Origin of the sequence: Nisaea acidiphila, from assembly GCF_024662015.1 — a bacterium.
Lineage (GTDB): Bacteria > Pseudomonadota > Alphaproteobacteria > Thalassobaculales > Thalassobaculaceae > Nisaea > Nisaea acidiphila.
This window is the reverse complement of the sequence record NZ_CP102480.1, coordinates 4574141-4589142: the sequence shown is the minus strand read 5'-3', so window position 1 is coordinate 4589142 and position 15002 is coordinate 4574141. Positions and strand designations below refer to the sequence as shown.

General features: G+C 62.9%; 12 protein-coding genes. 9 read left to right on the top strand and 3 right to left on the bottom strand.

Translation table 11 applies throughout. From position 1 onward, the window contains the following. Positions 1-6: 6 nt before the first annotated feature. Entirely contained in the window at positions 7-945 is a 939-nt protein-coding gene (locus NUH88_RS21470) for a helix-turn-helix domain-containing protein (protein ID WP_257768869.1), read from the bottom strand. 157 nt (positions 946-1102) lie between these two features. Here NUH88_RS21470 and NUH88_RS21465 point away from each other — a divergent pair, with 157 nt between their 5' ends. Genes NUH88_RS21465 through NUH88_RS21455 form a run of 3 tightly spaced genes read left to right on the top strand, consistent with a single transcriptional unit; the run spans position 1103 to position 5593 of the window. Continuing rightward, on the top strand, positions 1103-3166 hold the full coding sequence (locus NUH88_RS21465) for a TonB-dependent receptor (protein ID WP_257768868.1): 2064 nt from the start codon (positions 1103-1105) through the stop codon (positions 3164-3166). Next, the gene (locus NUH88_RS21460; RefSeq protein ID WP_257768867.1) at positions 3166-4425 is read left to right on the top strand and encodes an MFS transporter; all 1260 of its coding nucleotides are present in this window, start codon (positions 3166-3168) and stop codon (positions 4423-4425) included. Before NUH88_RS21465 ends, NUH88_RS21460 begins: the two co-directional genes overlap by 1 nt. After that, on the top strand, positions 4415-5593 hold the full coding sequence (locus NUH88_RS21455) for an FAD-dependent monooxygenase (protein ID WP_257768865.1): 1179 nt from the start codon (positions 4415-4417) through the stop codon (positions 5591-5593). The genes NUH88_RS21460 and NUH88_RS21455 overlap by 11 nt, the downstream gene beginning before the upstream one ends. On the opposite strand, the gene NUH88_RS21450 is transcribed toward NUH88_RS21455, so the two are convergent. Further along, a complete protein-coding gene (locus NUH88_RS21450) occupies positions 5590-6360 on the bottom strand; it encodes an SDR family NAD(P)-dependent oxidoreductase (RefSeq protein ID WP_257768864.1) in 771 nt (256 codons plus the stop codon). The genes NUH88_RS21455 and NUH88_RS21450 overlap by 4 nt on opposite strands. Positions 6361-6488: 128 nt before the next feature. On the opposite strand from NUH88_RS21450, the gene xylF reads away from it, so the two are divergent. From xylF to NUH88_RS21425, 5 genes are all read left to right on the top strand, one after another. Beyond that, positions 6489-7538, top strand: coding sequence for a D-xylose ABC transporter substrate-binding protein (gene xylF / locus NUH88_RS21445; protein ID WP_257768863.1), 1050 nt, complete (start codon positions 6489-6491; stop codon positions 7536-7538). A gap of 76 nt (positions 7539-7614) precedes the next feature. Next, positions 7615-8937: a sugar ABC transporter permease gene (locus NUH88_RS21440; protein ID WP_257768861.1), complete on the top strand. Its 1323-nt coding sequence runs from the start codon at positions 7615-7617 to the stop codon at positions 8935-8937. A gap of 5 nt (positions 8938-8942) precedes the next feature. Further along, complete coding sequence (locus NUH88_RS21435) at positions 8943-9719, top strand: ATP-binding cassette domain-containing protein (protein ID WP_257768859.1); 777 nt, start codon at positions 8943-8945, stop codon at positions 9717-9719. Next, positions 9712-10608, top strand: coding sequence for an SMP-30/gluconolactonase/LRE family protein (locus tag NUH88_RS21430; protein ID WP_257768857.1), 897 nt, complete (start codon positions 9712-9714; stop codon positions 10606-10608). Before NUH88_RS21435 ends, NUH88_RS21430 begins: the two co-directional genes overlap by 8 nt. Before the next feature lie 4 nt (positions 10609-10612). Then, the gene (locus NUH88_RS21425) at positions 10613-11827 is read left to right on the top strand and encodes an ROK family transcriptional regulator (protein ID WP_257768855.1); all 1215 of its coding nucleotides are present in this window, start codon (positions 10613-10615) and stop codon (positions 11825-11827) included. Between the two features lie 6 nt (positions 11828-11833). On the opposite strand, the gene NUH88_RS21420 is transcribed toward NUH88_RS21425, so the two are convergent. Continuing rightward, positions 11834-12559, bottom strand: a complete 726-nt coding sequence (locus tag NUH88_RS21420) for a lysophospholipid acyltransferase family protein (RefSeq protein WP_257768853.1) — start codon at positions 12557-12559, stop codon at positions 11834-11836. Between the two features lie 385 nt (positions 12560-12944). Here NUH88_RS21420 and NUH88_RS21415 point away from each other — a divergent pair, with 385 nt between their 5' ends. Then, positions 12945-15002, top strand: coding sequence for an AfsR/SARP family transcriptional regulator (locus NUH88_RS21415; RefSeq protein ID WP_257768852.1), 2058 nt, complete (start codon positions 12945-12947; stop codon positions 15000-15002).

Here is a 15002-nt window from a genome sequence, read left to right as displayed (position 1 = left end):
TCTCGGTCAGACGGCGCGGCGCCAGAGACCCGGCGCGGTCCCGGTCAGGCGCCGGAACACCTTGGCGAAATGGCTCGGATTGCTGTAGCCGACCGCGAGCGCGGTCTCCGCAACGTTCAACGCCTCGTCGCGCATCAACCCCTGCGCCCGCTCCACCCTCGCCCGCTCCAGGACCGAGAGGACCGTCTCGCCAAGCACCAGGCGGAAACCCTCTTTCAGCTTCCGTTCGTTGATGGCGCATTCCTGGGACAGACGCGAAATCGTCCAGGGCTCGTCGCAGCGCTCTCTCAAGATCTTCGCAGCCTCTTCGACGCGCCGCCGGTCCCGTGCCGTAACGTTCGCCGGGGCGCCTTTGGAGGCCTCGTACATCGCGACGACATGGGCAAGCACTTCGAGTGATTTGGACTTCAGGTAGAGGCGCCGGGCGAGGCCCTCCAGAGGACAATCGACGGTCTGCTCGGCAATCAGCCTGAGCGAGCCCGTAAGGGGACGATGCATGAACAGGGCGACGGATCCGCTTCCGACCCGCTGCGCACCTTCGACCCCGTTGACCGACGCAATGCCGGCGCGGCTCAGCACGGGAAGCGAAAAACGGAACTCTGCGCCCCGGAGCCTGTTGTTCCCGTACATGCTATCACGCCCTCGGGTCTCCCCGACCGTATGGAACAGGAACATCGAACCCGGACCGAACTCGAAGGCCTGCCCGTCCTCAAGTTCAAACTGCCCTGCACCCTGCAGAAACAGGCTGACGCTGAAGGTCGACGGCCCTTCCACGATATGGGTCTCGTCGGCCGGTATGAAACAGTCGATGGCCCCGACGCGGCAGCCGTCACCGACCTCCTCGGAGCGAAACGCCGCCTTCCAGCCGTCGACGGCGCTGCCATCCGCGCGCGAGAATAGACGGTGATCCTTGTCGAAGCGGTAAACCGCTGGCGTCAGTTCCATGCACGTCACCTGATAAATTCCCCACGCCGAATATATTGAAATTGCAAACCATTCGCAAATAAAGTCCTGATCGAAGTCATTTCCGCCCCGATCGTGGCCGCAACAGCAGGAACACTCCCCTACTCTCGCGCGGGTTCTTACTCGGGGAAGGTTGTCCATGAAGGCGCTCAAAACATATCGCAACTGCCGCATCGCACTGCTCAGCGGGGCCGCGCTGTTCACTTCGGCACTGACACCACTTGCGGCACTGGCGCAGGACAGCGCGGGTACGGTCTATCTAGATTCCATCGAGGTGACCGCAAACAAACGGCCCGAGGTGCTCGGCGAGGTTGACGGATCGGTGAGCGTGCGGACCGGCGAGGACCTTGAGGAAGCGGGCGTGACCTCGACCGAAGACCTGGAAAAAGTGATCCCCGGCTTGGTCGTCCGCAAGCGCGGCAACCGGGCCTATACGAACTTCTCGCTACGCGGCGTCACTTCCGCGGACTTCTATAACCCGTCGGTTCAGCTCTATGTCGACGGCGTGCCGCAGGACCCTGCCTATTTCTCCCAGGAGATGCTCGACGTCGCCTGGATCGAGGTGCTGCGCGGCCCGCAGGGCACGCTCTACGGACGGAATGCTCATGGCGGCGTGATCAACATCATCACCAAGCGCCCGGGCAACGAGATCGAAGGCACGGTCAGCAGCGGATACTCGACCCACGATTGGAACGCCGGCGGACGCGTGTCGGGCGCGCTGGTGAAAGACGTACTCTTCGGTAGCGTGAACGTGAAGCGGGTCGACTATACCGGCCAGATCGACGACATCGCGACCGGCGCCGACGACATCGACAACAGCCGCAACTGGCTCGGCTCGGCGAAGGTTCTGCTGACCCCGGAGGAAGTACCGCTGGAACTGGAATTCAGCGCACAGCGGGACGAGCTGCAGAGCCACGAGGAGCTCTACCTCTCCGAGGCCAATCTCGACGATCTGAATTTCGACAGCACCAGCCAGGGCGGTGTCAACGAGCTCAAGAGAGACGTCTCCACCTACGCTCTGCGCGCTTCCTACGATTTCGGGGCGGCAACCCTGACAAGCGTGACCTCCTACCAGGACCGGGACATGAAGAAGCGCCTGATCCAGGGATTCGACACGCCTGAGTTCCAGGAGACGCTGGCCGAGGAGCTGCGCCTCAACTTCGTGCTCGGCGATCGCTGGAGCGGCGTCGGCGGCGTCTATTTTCAGGACACCGAATTCCGCAGGGAAACCCCGGCCTTCGCCGGCTTCGTCGGCACCTCGGAGAACAAGGTCGATACCACCTCCTACGCCGCCTTCGGGGAGGCGACCTATGCGCTGACCGACAGCGTCGACCTGACCGGTGGGCTGAGATGGTCCCGCGAGGAGGCGAGCATCGACTACCAGCGCGTCGATCCGCTCGCGATCTCGATCCAGGACGACGACGACTTCGACGATTTCTCGCCGAAGCTCTCGGTCGGCTGGCAGGTAGCCCCGACGCACAGAGTCTATGCCCTCGTCAGCCGCGGCTTCAAGCCGGGCGGGTTCAACCACACCGTCGCCTTCACCGAGACCAACGCGGCACAGGATGTCCGCTATGAGTCCGAGACTTCGACCAACCTGGAGACGGGCTGGCGCGGACGGCTCTTCGACGACGTCGTGGAAGCGGGCCTGACCGCCTATTACATCAAAACCGACGACAAGCAGTTCTATACCGGCCCGGTCGGCTCGCAGTACCTGCGCAATGCCGGCGAGGCCGAAAGCTACGGTCTCGAACTCGATGCGCGGGCCCATGTGAGCCCGGACTTGCTGATCGATTTCGGCGGCACTCTCGGTCGCTCGACATTCACCGATGCGAGCAACCCTGATACCGGCGAGGAATATGACGGCAACACGCTGCCCTACGCCCCGAACTACAGCTTCCGGGCGGCCGCACGCTATGTCATCCCGCAGACCGTGATCCCGGGCGCCGTCAGCATCCGCTTCGCCGGGACCTATTCGGGCAAGACCTATTTCGACGAATCCAACACGCTCGACCAGGACGGCTACGTCATCCTCGACACCTCCCTCGACATCGCGCTCGATAACGGGCTGGAGATGCGGCTCTACGTCGACAACATCACTGACGAGATCTACCGGACCTACAGCTATTCCTCCGGCGGCAGCACCTTCAGCTCGGTCGGCGAGAGCCGTGTCTTCGGTGCCGGCCTGAGGTTCTCCTTCTGATGAGCGAAGCCGTCGCGACCGGGACCGGCGACGCGCGGCGGGCGGGACTTCCCCTCGCCCGCCTGCTCGTGGTGATGGGCGGGGTCTACACGATCCAGAGCACCGTCGGCGCAATGATGTTCCAGGGCGTCCCGACGGTTCTGCGCAGCTCCGGTGCCGCGCTCGACCTGATCGGTCTGGTATCGCTCTTCATGCTGCCCTGGGCGCTCAAGTTCCTCTGGTCGCCCCAGCTCGAGAGCTGGCGCATTCCGGCAACCGGCCCGCGCCGCTCGCGCGGCATCGTCGTGGGAGGCCAATTGACCATTGCGGCGATCCTGCTTGGGCTCGCGCTCTACGGGATCGAGGACGGGTTCGTCTGGATCTTCGCCGCCTTCGGGCTGATCGCCCTTATCGCCTCAACGGTCGATATCGCCGGCGACGGCTTCATGATCGAGCAGATCCGTCTCGAGCATCGGGGTTGGGGCAATGTGATCCAGGTCGGTGGCGGCTATGCGGGAATCATGATCGGCACCGGCCTCTTCCTCGTTCTGAACGACCATTTCGGCTGGATGACCGCAGTGCTGACGATGACCTTCGTCGCGGTCATGCTTACAACGCCGTTTCTCTTCACCCCTGATCCCGGAAAGGGCGGCAGCGAGGCCGCCCGCCCGCGCCCCTCGCTGATGAACGCCTTCAGGAGACCCGAGATTCGCTGGGGTCTGCTGGCCATGCTCATCGCGCAGATGGGATTGCGCCTCACTCAGGTAATGACCGGACCGTTCCTGATCGACAACGGGATGTCCGCGGCGACAATCGGTATCCTCACCGGAACCATCGGGACCGTGCTCTGCATCGCCTGCATCGTGCTGACCGGCCTCGCGATCCGGCGCTGGAATGCGAGGCGGACGCTACTTGTGATGCTGGGCATCCAGACCGCCTGTTTCACCATGTTCGCCATTTCCGCCTTCGTGCCCCAGCCGGAATTGGTGCTGAGCGCGCTCTACCTGGTGAAAAGCACCGTAGTCGCCGGCACCTTCGTCGCACTCTACACGGTGGTCATGGACTGGACATCGCAACACCAGGCCGGCACCGACTTCACGATCTTCCAATGCACCGACGCCCTGGTCTCTGTCGTTGCCGGTTTCGGTTCCGGCATCATCGCCGAGCATCTCGGATTTGGTATCTGCTTCAACCTCGCTGCGGGCTTTGCGGTCGCAGCGCTGCTTTTCCTTCCTGCAATCTTCAAGCGCGCGGACTTGTATACGACCAATGCAGACTAAAACCGCTCTCATCGTCGGCGCAGGCGTCGGCGGCATGGCCGCCGCCTGGTGGCTTCTGAAAAAAGGCTGGCATCCGCTTGTTGTCGAGAAGGCGCCAGAATTGCGCACCGACGGCTACATGCTCGGCCTCTCCGGACCGGGTTACACGATTGCCGGAGAAATGGGCCTGATGCCAGCGCTCCGCGCGCGGCATCGCCCGATCCACGAGAATGTCTATTTCGGCCGCGATGGGCGCGAGCTCTGGCGCGCCAAGTATCAGGAACTGCTCGGCCATCAGGACTGGATCACCCTCTCCCGGACCGATCTCGTCGAGGTCCTGCATGACGCTCTGCCGGACGATCTCGACCTCCGTTTCGGAACGACTGTGACCGGAATTGAGGAGGACGAGGCAGGGGTGACAGCAACGCTCAGCGACGGTAGCAACTGCCGCGCCGACCTGCTGATCGCCGCCGACGGCATGCATTCCACGATCCGCCGGATGGCGTTCGGCGAGGATTCCGATTTCATCCGCCCGCTCGGATATCGTTTCGCGGCCTTTCAGATGCAGGACGATCTGGCGCTCGGCCACGATTTCCTCTCCTTTGCCGAGCCCGGCCGGATGACCGAAATCTACTCCCTTTCCGACGGCCGCCTCGCAACGCTCTATGCTTGGAAGACCGACGACCAGAGCCGCGTTCCGGCCACGTCTCGACGCGATTGCCTGCGCGCGGCTTATACCGGCGCGCATGAGACGGCGCTGCACTATATCGACGCCCTGCCGAGCGACGATGCGCTGTTCTTCGACAATCTCGAGCTGGTGGAAATGCCGTCCTGGTCGACGGGACGGATCGTTCTTCTCGGCGATGCCGCACACTGTCTGACGCTGATCTCCGGCCAAGGCGCCGGCATGGCAATCACATCGGCAAAGGTCCTCGCGGACGAACTGTCGAAGAATACGGTGGAAGATGCCCTTACGGGTCACGAACAACGTCTGCGGCCTGCCATAATTCAACTACAGGAACGCAGCCGAAAGATTGCTCCGCTCTTCATTCCCTCGACGCCCCGTGCCTTCGCCATCCGCAATTTCGTCATGCGTCATGCGCCGAAACGGCTTCTGGGCTGGTATCTCGCCCGCTCGATCCGCACGGAAGCGCTTTCCGCCGCGGCTGCACTGGAGCCAACCGCCTAGATATTGCCTCCATCGACGGTGAATTCCTGCGCGGTGCAGCCGCGCGAAGCGTTGGAGGCGAGGAACAGGACCATTTCGGCGACGTCGTCCTCCTGCATCGCCCGCTTGAGGCACTGCCGCTCGATAATCTCCCGCTTGGTGTCCGGGTCGATCCAATCCCGCAATTGACGCGGGGTCAGGATCGCACCGGGAATGATAGAGTTCACCCGGACACCGGCCGTGCCGAAATCGCGCGCAAGCGACCGGGTGAGACCGAAGGCTGCCGACTTGCAGGATGAATAGACGGAGAGATTTTTCACCCCCTGCCCCGGCGCGATAGAGCCGAAATTGATGATCGAACCACAGCCGCTCGGCGCCATCAGCCGGTAGGCCGTCTGCGCCGCGAAAAACTGGTGCTTGAGATTGATCGCAACCAGATCGTCCCAGACATCCTCTGTCACTTCATCCGCCGGAACCCGCAGATCGCGTGCTGCGTTGTTCACCAGCGCATAAAGCGCGCCTGTCACTTCCGACGCGCGCTCGATCGCATCCCGCAAGGCCTGCGTATCCGTCACATCGCAACGATGAAAAAACGGCGAAGTCCCCGTCTTCTCCGCAACGCTTGCGGTCAATGCTTCGGCCGACTCGACGTCGATATCGACGAAATAGGTATGCGCGCCCTGCCAGCAAAAAGCCTCGACGATCGCCGCCCCGATCCCGGTCGCACCGCCGCTGACGAACACGGCCTTTCCCTCAAGATCAGGGTACCGCGTTGCATATGCCGCCATGTCTTCTGCTCCTCCCCGGATTCGTTCGACGAAAAGATTGACGGTCATACCCGGCTGCGGCAACCTATTTTTTGACCATAAAAATAAACCAATCGGCGATTAACGCCTGTTCCTTGAGGGAGGACACAATGAGGGTAAGTCTCACGAGATTTCTTGCCGTCGGCGCAATTGCGCTCGGCGGCATTCTGGCAGGCTATCCGGCCGCCAAAGCCGCCGACGCCATCGTCGGAGTGAGCTGGTCGAATTTCCAGGAAGAACGCTGGAAGACCGACGAGGCCGCGATCAAGGCCGCGCTCGAGAAAGCCGGCGTCGACTATATCAGCGCCGATGCGCAGAGCTCGACGGCCAAACAGCTCTCCGACGTCGAGAGCCTGATCGCGCGCGGCGCGAACGCCCTGATCATCCTCGCCCAGGATGCATCGGCCATCACGCCGGCCGTTCAGAAAGCGGCGGCGGAAGGCATTCCCGTGGTGGGCTACGACCGGCTGATCGAACACCCGGACGCCTTCTACATCACCTTCGACAATGTCGAGGTCGGCCGCATGCAGGCCCGCGCGGTCTTCGCGGCGCAGCCGAAAGGCAATTACGTCTTCATCAAGGGCAGCCCGCAGGATCCAAACGCGGACTTCCTGCATGACGGCCAGCTCGAGGTGCTGAAAGCGGCCATCGACAAGGGCGACATCAAAATCGTCGGCGAGCAGTACACGGACGGATGGCTCCCGGCGAACGCCCAGCGCAACATGGAACAGATCCTGACCGCCAACGACAACAAGGTCGATGCGGTCGTCGCTTCGAACGACGGCACGGCGGGCGGCGTGGTCGCGGCCCTGACCGCCCAGGGCATGGAAGGCCTTCCGGTCTCCGGCCAGGACGGCGACCACGCGGCGCTCAACCGGGTCGCGCTCGGAACGCAGACCGTTTCGGTCTGGAAGGATGCGCGCGATCTCGGCAAGCGCGCGGCGGAGATCGCCATCGAGCTCGCCAAGGGCAAGGACCTCGGCGAGGTCACCGGTGCCGCCGATTGGACCAGCCCGGGCGGCCAGAAACTGAGCTCGGTCTTCCTCGCGCCGGTCCCTATCACCCGGGACAAGCTCGAAGTGGTTATCGATGCGGGCTGGGTCGCCAAGGACGTCGTTTGCAAGGGTGTGAAGAGCGGCACGGTCGCGGCCTGCGACTGACGCCGAAGCTCCGTCCCCTGACCGGCACCGGTCCCCGGTGCCGGTCTTTTCTCTTTCCCGCCAGATGGATGCCCGCATGAGCGAACAGGCACATCCCCGCCCCGAGTCCGGCTCGGAAAAGGCACCGCCCGCAAAGGCCAGCCCCGGCGGAATCGTCCGGACGATGGAACTCGATCTGCGCCTGCTCGGCATGATTGGCGCCCTGCTCTTCATCTGGGTATTGCTGGACCTGCTCACGGACGGCCGCTTCATCACCCCCCGCAACCTCTTCAATCTTTCTGTCCAGACCGCCTCGGTCGCGGTCATGGCGACCGGCATGGTCTTCGTTATCGTCACACGCCATATCGACCTCTCGGTCGGCGCCGTGCTGGGCGTGATCGCGATGGTCATGGGGGTGGTTCAGGCCGAGATCCTGCCGGAGATGCTCGGTTTCAATCACCCGGCCAACTGGATTCTCACGATCTGCGTCGGGCTCGCGCTCGGGCTCCTGATCGGAAGCCTGCAGGGCTGGGTAATCGGTTATCTCGGCGTGCCCGCCTTCATCGTCACGCTCGGCGGGCTGCTGGTTTGGCGCGGCGCCGCCTGGTGGGTCACGACCGGACGGACCGTCGCCCCGCTGGACTCGACCTTCGTTCTCTTCGGCGGCGGCATCGCCGGCACGCTGGGTTATACGGCCTCCTGGCTATTCGGCATCCTCATGATGGCGCTCGCGGTCTTCGGCATCCTGAACGGCCGGCGGCGGCGCAAGCTCTTCGACTTTCCGCTGAAGCCGCTCTGGGCGGACTGGCTCAATATCGGCGTGCTCTGTGTCGCCGTCGCGAGTTTCGTTTCCGCCATGAACGCTTATCCGGTCCCCACCCGCGCGGCGAAGCGGCTGGCCGAAGCGAAAGGCTGGGAGATCCCCGAAGGCGGCCTCGAGCTGGTGCACGGCATCGCTATCCCGGTCGTGATCGTCGCTTTCGTTGCGATCGTCATGACCATCGTCGCCCGCCGCACCAAGTTCGGCCGCTATGTCTTCGCCATCGGCGGCAATCCGCAGGCGGCGGAGCTGTCCGGCATCGATACGCGACGCATGACGCTCTATATCTTCACGCTGATGGGCGCACTCTGCGCCCTTTCGGCAGTGATCGCCTCGGCCCGTCTGCAATCGGCCGCAAACGATCTCGGTACTCTGGACGAGCTTCGGGTCATCGCCGCCGCGGTGATCGGCGGCACCTCACTCGCGGGCGGTGTCGGCACGATCTACGGCGCCATTCTCGGCGCACTGGTCATGCAGAGCCTGCAAAGCGGGATGGCGCTGATCGGCATCAACACCTCCCTGCAATCGATCGTCATCGGCCTCGTGCTGATCCTCGCGGTCTGGGTCGACCAGCTCTACCGCCGCCGGATCGGGGAGTGACCGACATGGCCACAAGCAGAACCACGCCGCTTGTCGAAATGCGCGATATCCATGTGTCCTTCGGCGGCGTCAAAGCCGTCGACGGGGTGACATGCGATCTCTATCCGGGGGAAGTCGTCGGATTGCTCGGCCATAACGGCGCCGGCAAATCGACCCTCATCAAGGTGCTTTCCGGCGCCAATCCGAAGGATTCCGGCGACATCCTGATCGACGGCGAAAGCGCGACAATCCGAAACGCGCGCGACGCCCGCGGCTACAATATCGAGACCATCTACCAGACCCTCGCCCTCGCCGATAACCTGGACGCCGCCGCCAATCTTTTTCTCGGTCGGGAGCTGCTTACAGGTTCCGGCATGCTCGACGAAGTCCGGATGGAAGCCGAGACACGGGAAATCATGGGCCGGCTGAACCCGAATTTCCGTAAGTTCGCCGCTCCGGTGAAGGCGCTCTCCGGCGGTCAGCGTCAATCCGTCGCTATTGCCCGCGCGGTCTATTTCGACGCCAAGGTGCTGATCATGGACGAGCCCACGGCCGCGCTCGGCGTTCAGGAGACGCGAATGGTCGCGGAACTGATCAAGCAGCTCAAGGCGGAAGGCATAGGCATCTTCCTGATCAGCCACGACATCCATGACGTGTTCGACCTTTCCGACCGTCTGACGGTGATAAAGAATGGCCGTCTGGTCGGGACCGTCCGGACGGAGGAGGTCTCGAAAGACGATGTGCTCGGCATGATCATCCTCGGGAAAATGCCGGATCACCTGCAGGAGCGTGCCCTTGCCTGAAACCATCCGCGCCCGCCTGCTGCTCGATTGCCGGAACATTCTCGCCGAAGGCATTCAGTGGCATGGAGAGCAGAATAAGCTCTACTGGACGGACATTCACGGCCGCGCGCTCTGGAGCTGCAACGCCGATGGATCGGGCGCCGCGAAGACTGACTTCGAAAAGCGTATCGGCAGCTTCGCCTTCACCGATCAGGGCACTCTCGTTATCGCCCATGAGGACGGGTTGGCGCATTTCGACCCTGGCAACGGCGGCCTTAGGGAACTGTTCGAAATCGAGGCCGACCTGCCGACCACACGGCTGAACGACGGACGCTGCGACCGCGATGGACGGTTCGTCTTCGGAGGGCTCGACGAAGACGGTCTGCGGCCGCTCTCCGGCGTCTATTCCTTTGCCGGCGGAACATCCGCGACACCGTTGATCACCGAAGTGGGCTGTACCAACAGCCTCTGTTTCTCACCCGACGGAACCCGAATGTATTTCGCCGACAGCTCCGGCAAGCGGATTTACCGCTACGCTTATGACCGCGCGACGGGAGCGGTCTCCGACCGTGCCGTCTTCGCCGAGCTCGGTAACAGCGAGGGCGCTCCGGACGGGTCTTGCGTCGACGCTGAGGGCGGCGTGTGGAACGCCCAGTTCGAAGGCGGATGCGTGCAGCGCTTCCTGCCCGACGGCACACGGGATATCCGCATCGAACTCCCGGTAAGCCAGGTCACCCTCGCCTGCTTCGGCGGCGGTAATCTCGACACTCTGTTCATAGCGACCGCGCGCGAAGGTTTCAGCCCGGAACGGCAAGCGGAGGAACCTACCGCCGGCGGCATCTATGTCGCCGAGCTCGACGGCATCCGGGGACTGCCGGAAGAGCGGTTCCGGGGCCGATTGCCGCTGTGACTTCATGAACCAGCACGATCAAAGGCTCGGCCGCCATATTCCTGACCCGGTTCGCGCCCAAAACCGCAAGGCGATCGTCGACTGTCTCCGGCGCCGCGGCGCGGCCGCGCGGATCGAACTCTCCGAGCAGATCGGGATCAGCCCCGCGACGGTTACCATCATTACCTCCGAACTGCTGGAGGACGGCGTTATCCGCGAGGAGCCGGCCGCCCCGGACCGCAACGAGGCCGCGCGTGGACGCCCCAGAACCAGGCTGGAACTGAACCCTGACGCCGGTTATGCCGTCGGCATCAAGATCTCGATGCACCAGGCGGCGGTCTCGCTCACCGATCTCTCGGGCGATATTCTCGGAGCCGAAACCATCCCGGTGCGCGCCAATCGCGACGCGCCTGAATGGATCGCGGATATCTGCGTCCAGCAGGTCCAGAAGATCATCGCCGATTCCGCCATAGACCCCGCGCTCGTTCTTGGCGTTGGCATCGGGATCCCCGGCTATGTGGAATATCCCTCCGGCCTCGTCCGCTGGGCGCCGGTCTTCTCGGAACGAGACGTTCCCTTCAAGGAGATCGTCGAGCAACGTTCCGGCTTCCGGACCTTCATCGACAACGATGCGAACATGACCGCGCTCGCGGAGAAATGGTTCGGCGTCGGACGCACATTTCCGACCGTGCTCGTGGTGACCGTCGAACACGGTGTCGGCATGGGACTTGTGGTCAACGAGAAACTCTATCGCGGCGCCCACGGGTTCGGAGCGGAATTCGGACACACCAAGATCGTGGTCGGCGGGGCCCTTTGCCGCTGCGGCCAGCGCGGCTGCATCGAGGCCTATGCGTCGGACTATGCCATCGCCCGCGAGGCCAACATTCTCGGTCCCTCGGTCGATACGGACGACCCGATCGCGCTTCAGAACAGGATGCGGCAACTTATCCGCCAGGCCGACGATGGTGACGAAGCCGTCATCTCGATCTTCGAAAGGGCAGGTACCATGCTCGGCACTGGTATCGCCAATCTGGTCGATATCCTCGACCCGCCTGTGGTCGTGCTGTCCGGCGCCCGCGCGCAGTCCGCCAGGGCTTTCTTTTCTTCACTCAGAGACGCGATGGAGGCGAACAGCCTCCTCGGGGCCGATCAAACCGTCGATCTCAGGATCGACTCCGGCGGAGACGAAGTCTGGGCGCGCGGCGCGGCCGCTCTGGTTCTGGAGGAAACGCTGATCTGACCCCGGTCAGGCGACCAGCCGCGGACCGCTCGCCGGATCGAGCGCATAGACCATCTGCCGGAGGTCATCCAGCAGGGCCTGCCGGTCCGACCCGCCGCCGAGATCCGAAGCCCTGATCGGGTCTCCGATATGGGCCCTCACCTCGTCACCGATCCGTCGAACGACTTCGCTCATCAGCAGGGCCTCGCGAAGGGCCTCGCTGAAGCGGCTCACGAGGTGGAAGAGAAAGCGGTTCTGGCCCTCGAAGAAAATCGGCACAACGGTCGCGTCGGAATGGGCGATCAGCTTTCCGGCGAACAGTTTCCATGGTGCATCGGTCGCACGCCCGAAGACATTGTCTGCCGTGGAGACGCGCCCTGCGGGAAAGATCACCAGCGCGCCGCCGTCTTTCAGATGGTTGAGCGCTTTCCGCTTCGACTCGACATTGCTGCGCACAGCGCTCGATGCGCCGTCGAACTCGATCGGGATCAGATAGGGCCGGAGCGGTTCGGCCCGGCCGAGCACAGCGTGGGCCATGAGTTTGAAATCGCCCCGGACCTGCGAGGTGATGTGGCCGACCGCTATACCGTCAAGCACTCCGAAAGGGTGATTGGCGACGACGATCAGCGGACCGTCGGACGGAATCTCCCGAAGCCGCGACTCCTCGAAACGAACGGACAAGCGGAGATAGTCCACAGCGGACTGCCAGAAATTTTCCGACCCGAGATACCGGCTGCAATAATCGTCATACATGCGCTGGAGTCGCGGCTGACCGCTCAGCAGTTCGACGAGCCGGATGAGGATCTGACGGGATACCGAGTCATCCGGGTTACAATACGAGACAATAGGTGTCCTTTTCTCAAACTCCCGACGAAACCAGTCCAGTCCCGAATTTCCGTTCATTGTTCCGCCGCGACCGCTTTAACAAAGAGACAGACGCTAGCGAGTCTGGATGTCAGCTTGATTACCGATTAATGGCAGTCCGCCGACAGAAATCGGAATGCTCTCATTTCGTAAAGCCGGTTGATCTGGTGCCCGGTTTCGGTCGACGATCAAGTCTACAACCCGACAAGTTCCGCAATTTGTTCATGCGGAATGTCTCTTCGATGGAGCACATGCCCGGCGGCAAAGACTGATCATGGTGGATCTGCCCTACTCCGACTCCGACGATGTGCAAGGCGGTGCCTTTCAGCATAGCGCCACGCCGCAAGGCGGAGCCCTGAGGGTTAGCCTGTTTGGCGGCTTCATGATCGAGTCTCCTGACGGCAGCACCGATCTGCCGAGCCGGAAAGCCCAGGCGATTCTTGCCTATCTCATGCTTGTACCGGCGCAGAATGAGACCCGCGAACGGATTGCCGGCCTTCTTTGGAGCGGTGCCCCCGAGGAGCAGGCCCGCGCCTCGCTCAGACAGGCACTGAGGCGGCTCAACCTGTTTTTCAGCGCCATTGGAATTGAAGGGATCGACGTAACCCGTACCGAGATCCGGCTCCTGTCCAAGGCTTTCACCACTGACCTCTGGACCATTCTGGAACGGGATTCGGACGCCCCAGTGCATCCGATCCTGCTGCAGAGGAGCGACGTGTCTGCCTCCCTTCTACTCGGCCTAGAGGATCTGGATCCTGCTTTTGGCTCCTGGATAATGGTGCAACGGCAGATTCTCCACGACCGGCTGGTCGCCAGCCTTGAGGCCCGAATAAGCGACCAATCGCGCCCCGGAGGCCCCGATGGCGACCGGATCTCGAAAGACGCAGCACTCGCGCTCGCCAACCTGGACCCTACTCACGAAGCGGCCTGTCGGGAGCTGATGATCCAGCATGCTCGCACCGGCGATATCGCCTCCGCGCTGAAACGCTACAACCGGCTCTGGACTTTGCTCGATACCGACTACGACATGGAGCCGTCGGAAGAGACCAAAGCGCTCGTCGCGATGATCAAATCCGGAACCGGCCCTAAGGAAGCCGGCGTCGAGATTGGGGCTCAAGACGATGCCGCCAATCCGGTCGGAGCGCCTCGGCTCGTGATCGGGAGCTTCTCGGATACCGGTCTTCCGGAGCAGCTCAAATTCAAGGCCCGCGCCTTCCGGCATCAGTTCATGTCCAGCCTGCTGAAGTTCCGGGAATGGCTGGTGGTCGACGGTGAACGGGAGGAGCGGAGCAAGAGCTTCGCGGTGCTTGAACCCAGCTACAGAGTCGAAGCGGACACTTATGTGAAGGACACCGTGCTCCATGTCCTGCTATCGGTCCGCGCGACAGCGACAGACACCATTCTATGGAGCGAGGAAAGCCCCGCGAGCCTCGAGACCTGGCCCCGTACTCTGAAACAGCTGGTACAAAAGCTGGCGGTCGCGATAAATGTCGACCTCTCCTCCGGCCGGACGGTCAATCCTGCGAATGACGGACCGGTATCGCCGTCGATCTATGACCGATGGCTACAGGGCCGCGGGCTGATGCGGCGGTGGACTCCGACGAGCTGGACCCAGGCGGCGCGGGTTTTCGAGGCCATCGTCGCCGATGCGCCGGAATTCGCCCCGGGATTTTCCAGTCTCTCGCTCAGCCATAGCCTGAAACGCTTCGTCTGCCCCGGGATCCAGGAAGACTCAAACACCTCCAGTCTCGCATTGGAGTATGCGCGACACTCCGTCGAGACAGGGCCGAAGGACACGAAAAGCTACCACGCGTCCGGCTGGGCCCATCTTGAAGCGGGTGAGTTCGAGCGCGCGATCCTCTGTTTCGGGATCGCAGAGAACCTGAATGAGAACGATGTCGGAGTAGCCATCTCGGCAGCGCTCGGTATCGCCTATTGCGGCGAAACCGAAGAAGCATTGAGGCGCCTCGAAACCCCTCGCGAGATGGACACTTCCTACCGGCCGCTCAACTGGTGCTTCGAAGCCGCATGCCGTTATCTCTGCCGGGATTATCCGGGAACCATCTGGGCAGCGGCGAAAGCCGGCGAGAACAGCATTCTCTATCCGCCGGCCTGGGCCGCCGCAGCTTTCGCGCAGCTCGGGAACAGCCGGGCCGCGGAACGCGAGGCACAAAGATTCCTCGAGATCACGCGCGAGAACTGGGCGGGAGACATGCCCCCCCTGCCCGGCGATATCACGCGCTGGTTCCTCGCCGCGCAACCGGTCCGCAATCCGGAGGACTATTTCCATCTGAAACACGGTCTTGAGCGCGCCGGCCTCGTGACGCGGTAA

What these genes read in the sequence shown, in the direction of transcription:
- NUH88_RS21420 (WP_257768853.1), bottom strand. Translation starts at nt 12,559, where the DNA reads ATGTATGACGATTATTGCAGCCGGTATCTCGGGTCGGAAAATTTCTGG.
- NUH88_RS21450 (WP_257768864.1), bottom strand. Translation starts at nt 6,360, where the DNA reads ATGGCGGCATATGCAACGCGGTACCCTGATCTTGAGGGAAAGGCCGTG.
- NUH88_RS21460 (WP_257768867.1), top strand. Translation starts at nt 3,166, where the DNA reads ATGAGCGAAGCCGTCGCGACCGGGACCGGCGACGCGCGGCGGGCGGGA.
- NUH88_RS21465 (WP_257768868.1), top strand. Translation starts at nt 1,103, where the DNA reads ATGAAGGCGCTCAAAACATATCGCAACTGCCGCATCGCACTGCTCAGC.
- NUH88_RS21440 (WP_257768861.1), top strand. Translation starts at nt 7,615, where the DNA reads ATGAGCGAACAGGCACATCCCCGCCCCGAGTCCGGCTCGGAAAAGGCA.
- NUH88_RS21470 (WP_257768869.1), bottom strand. Translation starts at nt 945, where the DNA reads ATGGAACTGACGCCAGCGGTTTACCGCTTCGACAAGGATCACCGTCTA.
- NUH88_RS21425 (WP_257768855.1), top strand. Translation starts at nt 10,613, where the DNA reads ATGAACCAGCACGATCAAAGGCTCGGCCGCCATATTCCTGACCCGGTT.
- NUH88_RS21455 (WP_257768865.1), top strand. Translation starts at nt 4,415, where the DNA reads ATGCAGACTAAAACCGCTCTCATCGTCGGCGCAGGCGTCGGCGGCATG.
- NUH88_RS21435 (WP_257768859.1), top strand. Translation starts at nt 8,943, where the DNA reads ATGGCCACAAGCAGAACCACGCCGCTTGTCGAAATGCGCGATATCCAT.
- xylF (WP_257768863.1), top strand. Translation starts at nt 6,489, where the DNA reads ATGAGGGTAAGTCTCACGAGATTTCTTGCCGTCGGCGCAATTGCGCTC.
- NUH88_RS21415 (WP_257768852.1), top strand. Translation starts at nt 12,945, where the DNA reads ATGGTGGATCTGCCCTACTCCGACTCCGACGATGTGCAAGGCGGTGCC.